Annotated in this window: 13 protein-coding genes and 1 riboswitch; of the genes, 4 read left to right on the top strand and 9 right to left on the bottom strand. The window is 73.4% G+C overall.

All coding sequences use genetic code 11. The annotated features are described in order from the left end of the window. Positions 1–18: 18 nt before the first annotated feature. From ACFYW3_RS31045 to ACFYW3_RS31015, 7 genes are all read right to left on the bottom strand, one after another. Complete coding sequence (locus tag ACFYW3_RS31045) at positions 19–1452, bottom strand: cobyrinate a,c-diamide synthase (RefSeq protein ID WP_389387993.1); 1434 nt, start codon at positions 1450–1452, stop codon at positions 19–21. Then, complete coding sequence (gene cobO / locus ACFYW3_RS31040; protein WP_053678569.1) at positions 1446–2045, bottom strand: cob(I)yrinic acid a,c-diamide adenosyltransferase; 600 nt, start codon at positions 2043–2045, stop codon at positions 1446–1448. The genes ACFYW3_RS31045 and cobO overlap by 7 nt, the downstream gene beginning before the upstream one ends. After that, the gene (locus ACFYW3_RS31035; protein WP_389387992.1) at positions 2045–4189 is read right to left on the bottom strand and encodes a putative cobaltochelatase; all 2145 of its coding nucleotides are present in this window, start codon (positions 4187–4189) and stop codon (positions 2045–2047) included. Before ACFYW3_RS31035 ends, cobO begins: the two co-directional genes overlap by 1 nt. A gap of 94 nt (positions 4190–4283) precedes the next feature. After that, on the bottom strand, positions 4284–5843 hold the full coding sequence (locus ACFYW3_RS31030; RefSeq protein ID WP_351761130.1) for a cobyric acid synthase: 1560 nt from the start codon (positions 5841–5843) through the stop codon (positions 4284–4286). Further along, positions 5840–6799: a cobalamin biosynthesis protein gene (locus ACFYW3_RS31025; RefSeq protein ID WP_389387991.1), complete on the bottom strand. Its 960-nt coding sequence runs from the start codon at positions 6797–6799 to the stop codon at positions 5840–5842. Before ACFYW3_RS31025 ends, ACFYW3_RS31030 begins: the two co-directional genes overlap by 4 nt. 58 nt (positions 6800–6857) lie before the next feature. Then, positions 6858–6944, bottom strand: a riboswitch (cobalamin riboswitch). Between the two features lie 143 nt (positions 6945–7087). Continuing rightward, positions 7088–7309 (bottom strand): hypothetical protein, encoded by a 222-nt coding sequence (locus ACFYW3_RS31020; RefSeq protein ID WP_053678577.1) that lies wholly within the window; start codon positions 7307–7309, stop codon positions 7088–7090. Positions 7310–7338: 29 nt separating this feature from the next. Further along, positions 7339–8628: an inorganic phosphate transporter gene (locus ACFYW3_RS31015; RefSeq protein WP_351761125.1), complete on the bottom strand. Its 1290-nt coding sequence runs from the start codon at positions 8626–8628 to the stop codon at positions 7339–7341. Positions 8629–8982: 354 nt separating this feature from the next. On the opposite strand from ACFYW3_RS31015, the gene ACFYW3_RS31010 reads away from it, so the two are divergent. Continuing rightward, a complete protein-coding gene (locus ACFYW3_RS31010) occupies positions 8983–10113 on the top strand; it encodes an alpha/beta hydrolase family protein (RefSeq protein WP_389387990.1) in 1131 nt (376 codons plus the stop codon). Between the two features lie 129 nt (positions 10114–10242). Further along, a complete protein-coding gene (locus tag ACFYW3_RS31005) occupies positions 10243–11724 on the top strand; it encodes a hypothetical protein (protein WP_389387989.1) in 1482 nt (493 codons plus the stop codon). A 41-nt stretch (positions 11725–11765) separates the two neighbouring features. On the opposite strand, the gene ACFYW3_RS31000 is transcribed toward ACFYW3_RS31005, so the two are convergent. Together ACFYW3_RS31000 and ACFYW3_RS30995 are read right to left on the bottom strand one after the other, a co-directional pair. Next, complete coding sequence (locus ACFYW3_RS31000; protein ID WP_351761120.1) at positions 11766–12161, bottom strand: VOC family protein; 396 nt, start codon at positions 12159–12161, stop codon at positions 11766–11768. A 113-nt stretch (positions 12162–12274) separates the two neighbouring features. After that, positions 12275–13165 (bottom strand): neutral zinc metallopeptidase, encoded by an 891-nt coding sequence (locus tag ACFYW3_RS30995; protein WP_351761118.1) that lies wholly within the window; start codon positions 13163–13165, stop codon positions 12275–12277. Positions 13166–13440: 275 nt separating this feature from the next. Here ACFYW3_RS30995 and ACFYW3_RS30990 point away from each other — a divergent pair, with 275 nt between their 5' ends. Further along, positions 13441–15039 carry an ABC-F family ATP-binding cassette domain-containing protein gene (locus tag ACFYW3_RS30990; RefSeq protein WP_266972086.1) on the top strand — a complete coding sequence of 533 codons (1599 nt, stop codon included), beginning with the start codon at positions 13441–13443 and terminating at the stop codon, positions 15037–15039. A gap of 376 nt (positions 15040–15415) precedes the next feature. Then, the gene (locus ACFYW3_RS30985; protein ID WP_351761116.1) at positions 15416–15637 is read left to right on the top strand and encodes a helix-turn-helix domain-containing protein; all 222 of its coding nucleotides are present in this window, start codon (positions 15416–15418) and stop codon (positions 15635–15637) included. Positions 15638–15674: the final 37 nt, after the last annotated feature.

The following is a 15674-nucleotide window of genomic DNA, read 5'->3' as shown; positions in this document are numbered from 1 at the left end:
CCGGCTCGCGGACCGAGGTCACCGGGCCGGCGCCGAGGCTTCCGCGAAGCGCCGGGCGGACTCGGCGAACCGCCGCGCGACGGCCGGGGCCGCCGCCCAGTGCGTGTGCAGATAGCTGGCGTGCACCCCGCCCCGCACGAAGCCCTCGACGCGACGCTCGGGATGCGTGAACCCCCACGCGGGCGAGGACCCGGCGCCCGGCTCGATCACCGTGCGGTGGAACTCGTGCCCGCGCAGCCTGGTCCCCGCCACGGCGAGGGAACTGTCGGACACCGCCACCGCCTCGCGGTAGCCCAGCGTCAGCCGCTCCGACATCCGGGCGTCCGCGTCGAGGACCCCGCACATCGGCTTGCCGTCCAACGACGCCCCGAGGTACAGCAGCCCGGCGCACTCGGCCGCGACCGGCCCGCCGGCCGCGGCGAACGCGGCGACGGCCCCGCGCAGCGGCTCGTTGGCGGACAGCTCGGGCGCGTACACCTCGGGGAACCCGCCGCCGATCACCAGCCCGGCGGTCCCGTCGGGCAGCCGCTCGTCGCGCAGCGGATCGAAGGTGATGACGTCCGCGCCGGCGGCGGTGAGCAACTCCGCGTGCTCGGCGTACGAGAACGTGAACGCGGCCCCGCCCGCCACGGCGACCAGCGGCCGGCCGCCCCGCCCGGCCTCCGCGAGGCCGTCCGCAAGCGCCGCCGCCGGGCCCGCCGCCGACGCGATCGCCGCGCCGGCGTCCCACGCCTCGCCGTCCAGCGGGGGCGCGGTGCGGGCCAGGGCCATCAGCGCGTCCAGGTCACAGCCCGCCCGGACCTGGTCGGCGAGCGCCCCGACCGAGGACACCGCGTCGGCCCGGCGCTCGGCCACCGGTACCAGCCCCAGGTGCCGCGAGGGCGCCGCGACCTGCGGAGCCCGCCGCAGGACACCGAGAACCGGCATCCCGGCCTCCTCCAGGGCCTCCCGGAGCATGACCTCGTGCCGGTCGGAGCCGACCTTGTTGAGGATCACGCCGCCGAGCCGCACCTGCGGGTCGAACGAGGCGAAGCCGTGCACCAGCGCCGCCACCGACCGCGACTGCGAGGAGGCGTCCACGACCAGCACCACCGGCGCCCGCAGCAGCTTGGCGACCTGCGCCGTCGAGGCCAGCTCGCCGCGGCCCGCCGCCCCGTCGTACAGGCCCATCACGCCCTCGATCAGGGCGAGGTCGCACCCGGCCGCCCCGTGCGCGAACAGCGGCGCGACCAGCTCCGGCCCGCACATGAAGGCGTCCAGGTTCCGCCCCGGCCGGCCGGTGGCCAGCGCGTGGTAACCCGGGTCGATGTAGTCGGGGCCGGCCTTGTGCGGGGACACGGCCAGGCCGCGTTCCGAGAAGGCCGCCATCAGGCCCGTCGCGACGGTGGTCTTGCCGCTGCCGGAGGACGGCGCGGCGATGACCAGGCGCGGTATGGGGAGCGACGTCACCACTCGATGCCCTTCTGGCCCTTCTGGCCGGCGTCCATCGGGTGCTTGACCTTGGTCATCTCGGTGACCAGGTCCGCGAACTCCACCAGCTTCTCCGGCGCGTTGCGACCCGTGATCACCACGTGCTGGGTGCCGGGCCGGTTCCGCAGCACCTCGATCACCTCGTCCACGTCGATCCAGCCCCAGTGCATCGGGTACGCGAACTCGTCGAGCACGTACAGCCGGTGCGTCTCGGCGGCCAGATCCCGCTTGACCTGCTCCCAACCTTCCTTGGCCGCCTGCTCGTTGTCGAGCTGCGCGTCACGCTGGACCCAGGACCAGCCCTCGCCCATCTTGTGCCAGACGACGGAACCGCCCTCGCCCGAGGCGCCGAGCACCTTCAGCGCGTTCTCCTCGCCGACCTTCCACTTCGCCGACTTGACGAACTGGAACACCCCGATCGGCCAACCCTGGTTCCAGGCGCGCAGCGCCAACCCGAAGGCCGCCGTCGACTTGCCCTTGCCGGGGCCGGTGTGGACGAAGACGAGCGGGCGGTTGCGACGCTGGCGCGTCGTGAGTCCGTCGTCCGGAACGACGGACGGCTGTCCCTGCGGCATTACGCGGCCCTCCTGTTGCCGGCGCCCTGGGGCGACCGGGCGGATTCCACCGATGTACGAACGTTCTTCACGAGCCCCGCCAGGCTGTCGGCCCGCAGCCCGTCGAGGCTGACCGCCGGGCCGCCCAGATCGGCGGCCAACACCCCGGCCAGGCCCAGCCGGACCGGCCCGCTCTCACAGTCCACGACGACCGAGGTGACCCCCTCGGCGGCCAGCAGCCGCGCCCCGCGCCCGGCCAACTCACGCGGGTCCCCGCCCAGACCGCCGGCCGACGTGGCCCGCCCGTCGGTGACGACCACCAGCAGCGGCCGCCGCGACGGGTCCCGCAGCCGCTCGATCCGCAGCACCTCGCGCGCCTTCAACAGACCGGAGGCCAGCGGAGTGCGGCCACCGGTCGGCAACTGCTCCAGCCGCGCGGCGGCCGCGTCCACCGAGGACGTCGGCGGCAACGCCAGCTCGGCGCCCGCACCCCGGAAGGTGATCAGACCGACCTTGTCCCGGCGCTGGTAGGCGTCCAGCAGCAGCGACAGCACGGCGCCCTTGACCGCGCTCATGCGCTGCCGGGCCGCCATCGAACCGGACGCGTCCACGACGAAGAGCACCAGGTTGCCCTCGCGGCCCTCCCGGGTGGCCTGCCGCAGGTCGTCCTTGCGCACCACCAGCCCGCGCCCGCTGCGCCCGCGCGCCTTCTGGTGCGGGGCGGCGGCGTGCACGGTCGCGGCCAGGTGCAGCTTCGTGAGCTGCCCCCGGGGGCGCTGGGAGCCGGTGGTGCGGCCGTGCGCCGTCCGGGCACGCGAGCGGCGGCCGGCCGCGCCCTCGCCGAGCCCGGGCACGCTCAACATCTTGGTGCGGAACGGCTCGGAGGCCCGTACGGCGGCCTGCTCCGGGGCGCCGCCCCGCGGATCCGGGGACTGCGGTCCCTCGGCGGACTCAGGCGCGTCGGGGGCCTCCCCGGCGTCCGGGGTCTGCCCGGTGTCGGGGGTCTCCGGCACCTCGGGGGAGTCCGGCGCCTCGGGGCCCTCGCCCTGCGGCGCGCCGCCGCCCCCGTCCGGCCCGCGGTCGTCCGGGCCCTCGTCCCCGGGGCCGCGGTCGTCCGGGCCCTCGGGCTCCGGTTCGGGCTCCGGTTCGTCGTCGGGGAACTCGTCCAGGATCCGGTCCAGCTTGTCCTCGTCGAGACCGGGCGCGTCGAACGGGGCCCGCCGGCGGCGGTGGGGGAGCGCCAGCAGCGCGGCCTGCCGCACGTCCTCCTTGAGCACGTCGGTCCGGCCGGCCCAGGCCGCGAGGGCCGTCGCCGTACGGGCCATCACGATGTCGGCGCGCATGCCGTCCACCTCGAAACCGGCGCAGGTGGCGGCGATCCGCAGCAACGAGGTGTCACCGAGCACGACCCGCGGCAGCAGGGCCCGCGCGGCCACCACCCGGGCACGCACATCGTGCTCGTCACCGGCCCAGCGGCTCGCGAACCCGGCGGGATCGTCCTCGTAGGCCAGCCGGCGGCGCACCACCTCGACGCGCTGCGCCGGCTCGCGCGACGCGGCGACCTCGACGGTCAGCCCGAACCGGTCCAGGAGCTGCGGGCGCAGCTCGCCCTCCTCCGGGTTCATCGTCCCGACGAGCAGGAACCGGGCCGCGTGCCGTACGGAGACACCCTCGCGTTCGACGTACGAGGCGCCCATCGCGGCGGCGTCGAGCAGCACGTCCACCAGGTGGTCGTGCAGCAGGTTCACCTCGTCGACGTACAGGATCCCCCGGTGCGCGTCGGCCAACAGGCCGGGCTCGAAGGCCTTCACGCCCTCGGACAGGGCCCGTTCGATGTCGAGGGAGCCGACCAGGCGGTCCTCGGAGGCGCCGACGGGCAACTCGACCATCCGGGCCGGGCGTTCCCCGCCGGGACCCGGCTCGTGGGGTCCGTCGGGGCAGTCCGGGTCGGGCGCGGCGGGCGCGCACGAGAACCGGCAGCCGGGTACGACGTCCACCCGCGGCAGCAGCGCGGACAGCGCGCGCACGGCGGTGGACTTCGCGGTCCCCTTCTCGCCGCGCACGAGCACGCCGCCGACCGCCGGGCTCACGGCGTTGAGGAGCAGGGCCAACCGCAGGTCGTCCTGCCCGACCACGGCCGAGAACGGAAAGTGGGCGCTGCTCATGAGACGGTCACTCCTTCGAGTGGCTTGCGATGGACATCGGAGCCGCCGGATCGGCGGCCCCTCGGATGTACGGCCCGACCGGCGCCCGCGCCCCTCACGGGGCGCCCGGCGGCAGGAAGGGAAGGCCCGCCGGGGCCCCGCCCTCGATCAGCCGCAGCAGCGCGTCGGTGTCGGCGTGTTCCTCGATCAGGTCGCCCAGCAGGTCGAGCTGTTCCTCGCGCAGCACGCCGAACGAGGTGTCCGGCGCCGGGACGAAACGCCGCCCGGCCGCGGCCGCCACCTCCCGCAGGAACGCCCGGCGGAAGCCGTCCGACTCCAGCGAGCCGTGCCAGTGCGTACCCCACACCTCCCCGACCCGGCAGCCGTCCAGGAACGGGGTCCCGCCCAGCACCTCGGCCACGCCGTGGTGGATCTCGTACCCCGAGACCTCCTCGCCCAGCGCCGAGCCCACGGGCCGCGCCAGGGTCTTCTCCCGGGCGAAGCGGACCCGCACCGGCAGCAGGCCGAGACCGTCGACGGCGCCCGCCCGGGACTCCACCTCGTCCTCGATGTGCTCGCCGAGCACCTGGAACCCGCCGCAGATCCCCAGGACCGGCCGCCCCTCGGCCGCCCGCGCGGCCAGCGCGTCGGCGAGACCGCGCTCCCGCAGCCACGCCAACGCCTTCACCGTGCCGCGGGTGCCCGGTACGACGACCAGGTCGGCGTCGACCAGTTCCTCGGCCCGGTCCACGAACCGGACCACCACCCCGGGCTCCGCCGCGAGCGCGTCGACGTCCGTGAAGTTCGACATCAGCGGAACCGCGCACACCGCGACGCGCAGCACGTCCGCGCCCACCGGCGGGGCCACCGCGGACTCGCGCACCGCGCCCCGCAGCGAGACCCGCAGGCCGTCCTCCTCGTCGATGCCCAGCCCGTGCCGGAACGGCAGCACCCCGTAGGTGGCCCGACCGGTCAGCCCGCGCAGCATCTCCATGCCCGGCTCCAGCAACGACACGTCGCCGCGGAACTTGTTCACCAGGTAGCCCGCGATCAGCGACTGGTCCTCGGGCGACAACAGCGCCGTGGTCCCGAAGAACGACGCGAAGACCCCGCCCCGGTCGATGTCGCCGACCACGACCACGGGGAAGCGCGCGGCCCGCGCGATGCCCATGTTCACGATGTCGGTCCGGCGCAGGTTGATCTCGGCCGGACTGCCCGCCCCCTCGCAGATCACGGCGTCATACGTGCCCCGGAGCTGCTCCAGACAGTCCGTGACGACCCCGAGGAGCCGTTCCCGACCGCCCCCGCGCAGCTCCTTGCCGGCCGATGGCCCCCCGGGCTCCCCGAAGAACCCGCGCGCGCTCATCTCGCCCACCGGCTTGCCCAGCAGCACCACCTGGCTGCTCTGGTCGCCGCCGGGCTTGAGCAGCACCGGGTTCATCAGCGCCGTCGGCTCCACGCGGGCGGCCTGGGCCTGCATGGCCTGGGCCCGCCCGATCTCGGCGCCCTCCCGCGTGACGAAGGAGTTCAACGACATGTTCTGGGCCTTGAACGGGGCGACCTTGACGCCCCGGCGGGTCAGCCAGCGACAGATGCCCGCCGTGACCACGCTCTTGCCCGCGTCCGAGGTCGTCCCGGCGACCAACAGACCGCCGCCCCGCCTGGTGCCCGTCACGCGCTTCCCTTCCCGAACCGACGCGACACCGCACACCGCAGTGCCACACACGAGGCCAGCGCCACCCACGTCACCCGACGCGACAGCCGTACGGCACGTTCGATGTCCGCGACCTCCACCGGCCGGCCCGCGGCGCCGTTCAGCACGGCCCGGTGCTCGACCCGGCCCCCGTACGCGAGGGTGCCGCCCAGCCGTACGCCCAGCGCGCCGGCGAAGGAGGCCTCCACCGGGCCCGCGTTCGGGCTCGGGTGCGCGGCGGCGTCGGCGCGCCAGGCCCGTACGGCTCCCCGCCGGTCGGGGCCGGCCAGTACCGCGGCCAGCGCCGTCAGCCGGGCTCCCGGCCAGCCGGCCAGGTCGTCGAGCCGGGCGGAGGCCCAGCCGTAGCGCAGGTGGCGGGGCGATCTGTGGCCCACCATCGCGTCCAGGGTGTTCACGGCGCGGAAGGCCAGCAGTCCGGGCACTCCGGCGACGGCTCCCCAGACCAGGGCCCCGACCACCGCGTCGGAGGTGTTCTCGGCGACGGACTCCACGACCGCGCGGGCCATCTGCTGATCGTCCAGGGCCTGCGGATCGCGCCCGCACAGGTGCGGCAGTCGTTCACGGGCCACCTCGGTGTCCCCGGCGCGGAGCGCCCCGCCGATGGCACGGGCCTCCCGTCCGAGGGAGGTGCCGCCGACGACGGCCCAGGTCGCGACGGCGGTGAGGGCGACACGGGCGGCCGCGGGCCGGGAGCGCACGGCTCGTGAACCCAGCGCGCCGAGCGCGGCCGCGCCCCCCACGCACACCAGGGCGTGCACCACGCCGCGGGCGCGGTCGTCGCGCCACAGGGCGCGTTCGACGGAGGCGGCGGCTCTTCCGAAGGCGGCCACGGGGTGCCCGCGGCGCGGATCCCCGAGGATCCGGTCGCCGATCAGGCCCGCCGTGACGCCGTACGCGAAAACGCGATCGGCACGCATGGTGGCAGGTATGTCCTCACTCAGGGTCCGCGCCCTGGTTCGACGTGTCCGGCGGCGAGAGTTCCTGGCTCCCGGGGCGCACGGGTGGTGTGCGCTCCCCGGTGACAGTGGCGGGACCGCGCCGGATTCGCACCGGACTTCCTCTCCATGCCGCCGTATTGGCTCGGGCAGTCCACCACGGCCCAGGAACGCCCGTCAACTTGCTGTTGACCTGCGGTGAGTGTGGGGCGGCGGCATGCGAAAGCTCCCCCCGGGACGGACCCGGAGGGAGCTTTCGGACGTGCGACGTCAGCTGACGATCAGGTAGATCCCGAAGGTCACGGCCGCCGCGCAGAGCGCGAAGCACGCGTAGGCGCCGCTGCGGGCCAGGGTCGCTGCCCCGCCCTGCTCGGTGGCGGCCTCGTGCTTGGACAGGCCGACCAGACCCAGGGTGAAGAGGGCCACGAGGGCGACGGTGGCGGAGAGGCTGACCCCGAAGACGGAGCCGAGTGCTGCCCAGTCGATCTTCATACTGCGGATTCCTCTGTCGTTCTCGGGGGTCAGACCGCGGCGGCCGGAGCCGACGGGGTCGTCGGGGCCGCGGGGGCGGCGGCGGCCGGGATGGTGGCCCGGAGGTCGTCGTCCGCGGCGATCGAGGCCGCGGCGGCCTGGGTCGGCGGGACGGTGACGGCCGCGATGGCCGTGGTGACCACGCCGGGCTCCTCGATCGCGACCTCGGAGCCGGCGGGCTCCGCGGCGTTGACGTTGTGGTGGTCGACGACCTGGCGGCGCGAGATGACCCAGATGGCGAAGCAGGACGCGACGAGGAAGACCGCGACGGCGGCGACGCCGATGTCACCGGTGCGCATGACCAGCTCGGCGCCCGCGGCGACGAGGCCGGCGGCCGGCAGGGTCAGGCCCCAGGCGATGAACATCCGGGTGGCGGTGGACCAGCGGACCACACCGCCCTTGCGACCCAGCCCCGCGCCCATGACCGCGCCGGAGCACGAGTGGGTGGTGGAGAGGGAGAAGCCGAGGTTCGAGGAGGCCAGGATGACGCTGGCGGCCGAGGTCTGGGCGGCGAAGCCCTGCTGCGGGTGCAGGTCGGTCAGGCCGCTGCCCATGGTGCGGATGATGCGCCAGCCGCCCAGGTAGGTGCCCATCGCGATGGCGAGACCCGCGGAGACGATGACCCAGACCGGCGGGTTGGACCCGGCGGGCAGGGCGTTCCCGGCGACGAGCGCCAGGGTGATGATGCCCATCGTCTTCTGCGCGTCGTTGGTGCCGTGCGCCAGCGAGACGAGACCTGCGGAGGTGATCTGACCGGCCCGGAAGCCCTTGGCCGAGGTCTTCTCGCCGAGGTTCTTGCCGACCTTGTACGAGAGCTTCGTGGCCAGCATCGCGGCGACACCGGCGACCAGCGGCGCGGCGATGGCGGGCAGCAGGACCTTGGTGACGATCACGCCGCCGTTGACGGCGTCGAGACCGGCCGAGGCGACGGCCGCGCCGATCAGGCCGCCCATGAGCGCGTGCGAGGAGCTGGAGGGCAGGCCGACCAGCCAGGTCACCAGGTTCCAGAGGATCGCGCCGACGAGCGCCGCGAAGATCACTTCGGGCTGGATGCCGCTCTCGTTGACGAGTCCGCTGGAGATCGTCTTGGCGACCTCCACCGACAGGAAGGCGCCGACCAGGTTCAGCACGGCGGACATGGCGACCGCGGTCTTGGGCTTGAGGGCGCCGGTCGAGATGGTGGTGGCCATCGCGTTGGCCGTGTCGTGGAAACCGTTCGTGAAGTCGAACACGAGAGCGGTGATGACCACGATCCCGAGGAGAAGCGTTATGTGCTCCATTTACCCAGGCTTCTGTTTGACGTCAGTGGTTCGGCGACCGTAGGCAACCTGAGTGAACGGAAGATGAACTGGATGGGACCGGGTGGTGGATCAAGCCGAGGCTCGATCGGGTCGTATTTCCCGATTCCTTCGTAGATATATCGATTAATGCACGTCAGGGCGGGGTGAACACGCCGTCACGCGCGGGCGCTTCGGCCGGATGGAGGCCCCTCCCGCAGGCCCCGAAGAGACCTACATCACTCCCGCACACGTCCCGGCGGCAGCGTTCCGGTCCCCGTTCCGTTTGCCCCGCCGACGAAGGCGGACGCATCCCCTCCGGTGGCCCGTCCGCCCTCGCGCGCCGAGACTGGAGCGGTGCGAACCGCCACGACGACGGCAGCGGCCGTCACCACGACCCTGATCGGTGCCGGCGCTGCCGCCGTCGCCGCCGGTCGGTACGCCGCCGACGCGGCCCTGCGCCCCGAACCCGGCCGCCCGCTCCCCGGCGGCCCCCGCCTCAGCGTCCACTCCATCACCGCCGACCGGATCACGCTGACCCGCTCGCTCGCCTCCCTGCGCCCCGGCACGTACGGACTGGACGCGCCCGGGGTGCACGCGGTGGTCGGCCCGGTCGTCGCCGATGTCCCGCACGCCCCGGACACCGTCGTCCGGCGGCTCGTCGCCGTCACCCACGGCAGCCTCCACCCCGGAACCCGGGTCACCCTCACCCCCCAGGTGCACCTCGGCAACCCGCGCACCGCCCTCGGGCTCGACCACGCGGACGTGGACGTCCCCGGCGAGCTCGGCCCGCTGCCCGCCTGGTTCGTCCCCGCGGCCCGGGACACCTGGGTGATCACCGTGCACGGTCTCGGCGCCACCCGGGAACACCCGATGGTGGTCATGCCCTTCCTGCACCGCCACCACCTCCCCGTCCTCGACCTCGCCTACCGCGGCGACCTGGGCGCCCCCGCCTCCCCGGACGGCCTCGGCCACCTCGGCGAATCCGAATGGCGGGACCTGGACGCGGCCATCCGCTACGCCCTCCGCTACGGCGCCCGCCGGGTGATCCTGCACGGCTGGTCCACGGGGGCCGCCATGGCCCTGCGCGTCGTCGAGAGGTCCGCGCTGGCCGGTCGGATCTCGGGGGTGGTGCTCGACTCCCCGGTGCTCGACTGGCACGCCACCCTGAGGGGCCTGGCCGCCGCCCGACGCACCCCCGCGCCGCTGATCCCGCTCGCCGTCCGCGCCGCCGAGGGCCGCGCCGGACTGCGGGCCGACCGGCGCGCCCCGGGGGCGGACCCCGCCGCGCTGCGCGTCCCCGTCCTGATCTTCCACGGCCCGGACGACGGGCTCGCCCCGTGGGAGCCGTCCCGCCGGCTCGCCGCCGCCCGACCCGACCTCGTCACCCTGCGCACCGTTCCCGACGCCCCGCACGGTGCGATGTGGAACGCCGACCCCGCCGGCTACGAGGAGGCGCTGCGCCGCTTTCTCACCCCCCTCATGTGACGGGCCATGTGACGGGCGTGTGCCGGACGGGATGCGGAGGGCGGTTTGTTCCGTTCCGTCCCCCCGGCGGCCGGCGGTAACGACCGCTTCCGTTTGGGCTTTCGGCCAGTGACGGGCGAGACTGCTTCCGTGACGTCCCGAAAGCCTGATGAGCAGTTGGCTCGCGACTCCAGACTCCGACTCGTCTCCCCGCGTTCCGTGGCCGCGGCCCGCAAGGCGGTGACCGACCGAAGGACCCGACCCGCCCCCCGGCCTCCGGCGGGCACACCCGCCACGGCCGAGCTGGCGAACAGGGCCCGGGCCTCCCTCGCCGACGCGGTGCGGTTGGCCCGCTGGGCCGAGCTGCACCTCGGGGCGGGCGACGGCGGCCGACCCGCACCGGCGGCGGGACTGTCGACCGCCGACGTCGAACGGGCCTCGGCGGAACTGAACCTGACCCACGGCCAGATCAGGGTCGGCTGGGACCGCTCCCGACTCTCCGGTCTCGTCGAGGTGCACGGCGGCGACGCCCGGCCGGGCTGGCGGCTGCGCGCCTGGGACCGCGACGACACGGCCGTGCTGCGGGGTTGGGTGGCCCTCTTCGACGCCTGGTCCCTCGTCCACCCGGCCCCCGCCGACATCGCCCCCGCCGTCGTTGCGGAAGTGGTCGAGGCCATGCCGCAACTGCTCTCGTTGCTCCAACTGTCCGCCGGCCCGGTGACCGTCCCGGACCTGCTGGACCTGCTCGACCAGCGCGTCACCGAACTGCGCGACGAGCGCTGCGAAGTGCCCTACGGGAGCTGCGCGAACGGCGACCCGGACGGGGCGAACGGCGACCCGGACGGGGCGACGGCCACCGCGGCGACCGCGCAGGCCGTCCTCCCGGCGCAGGGCGCCCCCGCGCAGCCCGTTCCGCTCGCCCGGCTGCTGCGCTGGGCGCTCGGCGGCCTCGCCGCCGTGGACGCCGTCACCCTCGGCCCCGCACAGGCCGCCCTGACGCCCCTGGGCAGTTGGGCCGTCTGGGTCAAGCTGGAACAGATCTGCGTCGCCGCGCAGAGCCCCGCCGGGAACATCGAGCAGTCCGCCGCCGCGATGCTGCACGGCTGCGCCCGGCTCACCCCGGGACCCGCCCGCGCCGAGTACCGGGCCTGGCTCGCCGCCCGGCCCGTCGGCCACGCCGTCGGCGAACTCCTCCAGGCCGCCCGCGGCGAGGACGCCCTGACGCGCGGACTCGCCTTCGAGGCCCTTCGCGTGGTCGGCGCCCCCGCCGAGCCCGACGTGCGCGCCGCCGTACGGGAACCCGCGCTGCGCCCGTACGCCCTGCTCTGGCTCGCCGAACACGACGGAGTGGACCCGGACGAGGCCCAGGACGTGCTCACCGCCGAGGAGTCCACCTGGTTGTGGGTGGACACGGCGGCGGCCATCGCCGACCACGGCGAGGCCGAACTGCTGGCCCGCCACCTCGACTCGGCGGTCCGCACCACGGTCCCGCGGCTGCTCGACGAGGTCCGCGCCGTCGGCCACCCGCGCACCGTGCAGGTCCTGGTCGCGCTGGCCGCGGCCCACCCCGACCCCGCCCTGGCCAAGGCGGTCCGGCGGGCCGCCTTCCAGGTGCACACCGGCGGGGCGTAGCCCGCGCACGGCAACGAGGCGCCGAAGGACGCGCCGCAGGGTCAGATCTGCGGCGCGTACGTCCCGAAGCTCCAGACGTTGCCCTCGGCGTCGCGCGCCATGTAATCGCGCGATCCGTAGTCCTGGTCGGTGGGCTCCATCAGGATCTCCACCCCGTGCTCGACCGCTCTGCGGTGGTGGGCGTCCACGTCGTCGACGACCACGTACACCCCCGCCGGCCCGGCTTGCGCCATGACCTCGTCGAACTGTCCGCCGCGGCCCTTGCTGCCGAGCATCACCGCGCCGTTGCCGTAGGACAGTTCCGCGTGCATCACGGCCCCGTCCTCACCCTCGTACACCGCGACCTGCGTGAACCCGAACGCCTCCGTCAGCAGTTGGATCGCGGTCTTGGCGTCGCGGTAGAGCAGAGTCGGGTAGACGGACGGAACACCTGCCATGACGATCACTCCCTCTGGTGCAGTGCGCCTGCGTGCCTGGACGGGTCCGTGACCAACGGCCTGTCACCACCGGCATGTGACCCACGACACAGCATGGCAGGCGCCACCGACAGTCAGCGGAAGGTGTTGCACTGGGCCATGTCGCCGGTCCGGTAGCCCTGGTAGAACCACTGCCGGCGCTGCTCGGCGCTGCCGTGCGTCCACGACTCCGGGGTGACCCGCCCCTGGAACTTCTCCTGGATCCGGTCGTCGCCGACCGCCGCCGCCGCGTCCAGACCGTCCTTGATGTCCTCGTCGGTCAGCTTCGTGATCAGCGGGCGCCCGGTGGACTCGTCCGGGGTGCGCGTCGCGTTGTGCGCCCACACCCCCGCGTAGCAGTCCGCCTGGAGCTCGACCTTGACCGCGTTGCTGTTCGCGCCCTGCCGGCCGTCCTGGGCCCGCTGGAGGGTGCCGGTCAGGTTCTGGATGTGGTGCCCGTACTCGTGGGCGACGACATAGGCCTGGGCGAAGGGGCCGCCGCTCGCGCCGAACTTCGTCCGCAGCTCCTCGAAGAAGCCGAGGTCCAGGTAGACCTGCCGGTCGGACGGGCAGTAGAAGGGGCCGACCGCGGAGGTGGCCGTGCCGCACGCGGTGTTCACCCGGCCGGTGAAGAACACCGTGGAGGCCGGGGTGTACCGGCCCCCGCGCCTTTGGAACTCCTGCTTCCAGAAGTCCTGGGTGCTGTTCACCACCGCGACGAGCCGGCAGTCCTCACGGGTGTTCGCGTCCTGCCCCGTGCGGCAGGCCTGCTGCACCTGGCTCGCGGAAGAGGAGGTGGCCACCGGCTCGGGGTTGCCCTCGGTCAGCCCCAGTTGCTCGGGGCCCACGCCGAAGAGCAACCCCATGACCAGTGCGATCAAACCGACGATGCCGCCGCCGACCGTGGCCTTCCCGCCGGGGATGCGGCTGCCCCGCACGTCCTTGACCTCGGACGTGTCCAGATTGGCGTCGTCGTCGAACTGCATGCCGCACCGCCCTCGATTCCTCGTGTCCGCCCCTGCGGCGAGTATCAACCCCTTCATCCTGATACGCGCCCCGGGTGATCGGCGTGGGCCCTGCGCCGAACGGGGGACACGGGGGAGGGGCCGCCGCCGGGCGTGATCGATGCCGGGCGGCCCGAAAAGTGGTTGCGCGCCCCCGTTAGAATGTCTCCATGGCAAATCTCCTCGCGGATTAGCGGCGTCGGAGTCCCGCGCGTCCTGCCCCCCTTCCGCCGTCCCCACCGCCCTGGAGTATTTCCGTGATCACCGCCACCGGCATCGAGCTGCGCGCCGGCGCCCGCATCCTCATCGAGTCCGCCTCCTTCCGCGTCGCCAAGGGCGACCGCATCGGTCTGGTCGGCCGCAACGGGGCGGGCAAGACCACCCTCACCAAGTGCCTCGCGGGCGAGGGCCAGCCCGCCGGCGGAACGATCACCCGATCCGGTGAGGTCGGCTACCTGCCGCAGGACCCGCGCACCGGCGACCTCGACGTACTGGCCCGCGACCGGATCCTCTCCGCACGCGGCCTCGACGTGCTGATCAAGAAGATGCGCATGAACGAGGAGCGCATCGCCACCGGCTCCGGCGGCACCCGCGACAAGGCGATGAAGCAGTACGAGCGCCAGGAGACCGAGTTCCTGACCAAGGGCGGGTACGCCGCCGAGGCGGAGGCCGCGACCATCTCGGCCGCCCTCGGCCTGCCCGACCGGGTCCTCGGCCAGCCGCTCCACACCCTCTCCGGTGGCCAGCGCCGCCGCGTCGAGCTCGCCCGCATCCTCTTCTCGGACGCCGACACCCTGCTCCTCGACGAGCCGACGAACCACCTCGACGCCGACTCCATCGTCTGGCTGCGCGACTACCTGAAGACCTACCGCGGCGGCTTCATCGTGATCTCCCACGACGTCGACCTGGTCGAGACCGTCGTCAACAAGGTCTTCTACCTGGACGCGAACCGCTCCCAGATCGACGTCTACAACATGGGCTGGAAGCTCTACCAGCAGCAGCGCGAGGCCGACGAGAAGCGCCGCAAGCGCGAACGCCAGAACGCCGAGAAGAAGGCCGCGGCCCTGAACTCGCAGGCCGACAAGATGCGCGCCAAGGCCACCAAGACCGTCGCCGCGCAGAACATGGCCAAGCGCGCCGACCGGCTGCTCGCGGGCCTCGACGCCGTCCGCGTCTCCGACAAGGTCGCCAAGCTCCGCTTCCCGGACCCGGCGCCCTGCGGCAAGACCCCGCTCACCGCCGAGGGCCTGTCGAAGTCCTACGGGTCCCTGGAGATCTTCACCGACGTCGACCTGGCCATCGACAAGGGCTCCCGCGTGGTCATCCTCGGCCTCAACGGCGCCGGCAAGACCACGCTGCTGCGCCTGCTCTCGGGCACCGAGAAGCCGGACACCGGCACGGTCGTCCCCGGTCACGGCCTCAAGCTGGGCTACTACGCCCAGGAGCACGAGACCCTGGACCCGGAGCGCACGGTCCTGGAGAACATGCGCTCCTCCGCCCCGGACCTGGACCTGGTCGCCGTCCGCAAGACGCTCGGCTCGTTCCTGTTCTCCGGCGACGACGTGGACAAGCCCGCGGGCGTGCTCTCCGGCGGCGAGAAGACCCGGCTGGCCCTGGCCACGCTGGTCGTCTCCTCGGCGAACGTACTGCTCCTCGACGAGCCCACGAACAACCTCGACCCGGCCAGCCGCGAGGAGATCCTGGGCGCGCTGCGCACGTACAAGGGCGCCGTCATCCTCGTCACGCACGACGAGGGCGCGGTCGAGGCGCTGGAACCGGAGCGGATCATCCTGCTGCCGGACGGGGTCGAGGACCTGTGGGGTCCGGACTACCGGGACCTGGTCGCCCTCGCCTGATCGGCGTGTCGAAGGACCTCCGAGGGGTTCCGGTTCGTTGATCCAGTTCCTTATGGATCATTCGGCCCACGTGTGATCCATCATCTGAGTGAGGCGGTCTCATACCGCAGCACGGTGTTCGACGGCTCCGGCCCTACCCGTTCGGGTAAGCGGCCGGAGCCGTTGTCTTTTCCGCGCCGGGCCCCTGACCTGCTGATTCATGTCGAGGGTGAAGGAATGTGACGGAGGTCATGCGACGGAAGGGGAGATCCCGTTCCGCCGCGGTGTCCACTCCTTGAGAAATGCCGTCGCACCGACCTTGCTGAATGGGTGGCCAGGAAGCGTGGGAGGGGTGATCATGAGAAGTCCAGAGCGCACTTCCCATGAGGAGGCACGGGTGGCCGAGACTCTGAAGAAGGGCAGCCGGGTAACCGGCGCCGCGCGCGACAAGCTCGCGGCAGACCTGAAGAAGAAATATGACTCCGGTGCGAGTATCCGGGCGCTGGCCGACGAAACCGGTCGGTCGTACGGATTCGTCCATCGGATGCTCAGTGAGTCCGGAGTCGTGCTGCGTGGTCGCGGTGGCGCGACGCGCGGCAAGAAGGCGGCCTCGGCCTGATCCGGCCGGAGACGCTCCACAGCTCCATGCGTGACGT

Source organism: Streptomyces sp. NPDC002602 (assembly GCF_042889445.1).
GTDB lineage: Bacteria > Actinomycetota > Actinomycetes > Streptomycetales > Streptomycetaceae > Streptomyces.
This window is presented reverse-complemented; position numbering and strand designations above follow the sequence as displayed.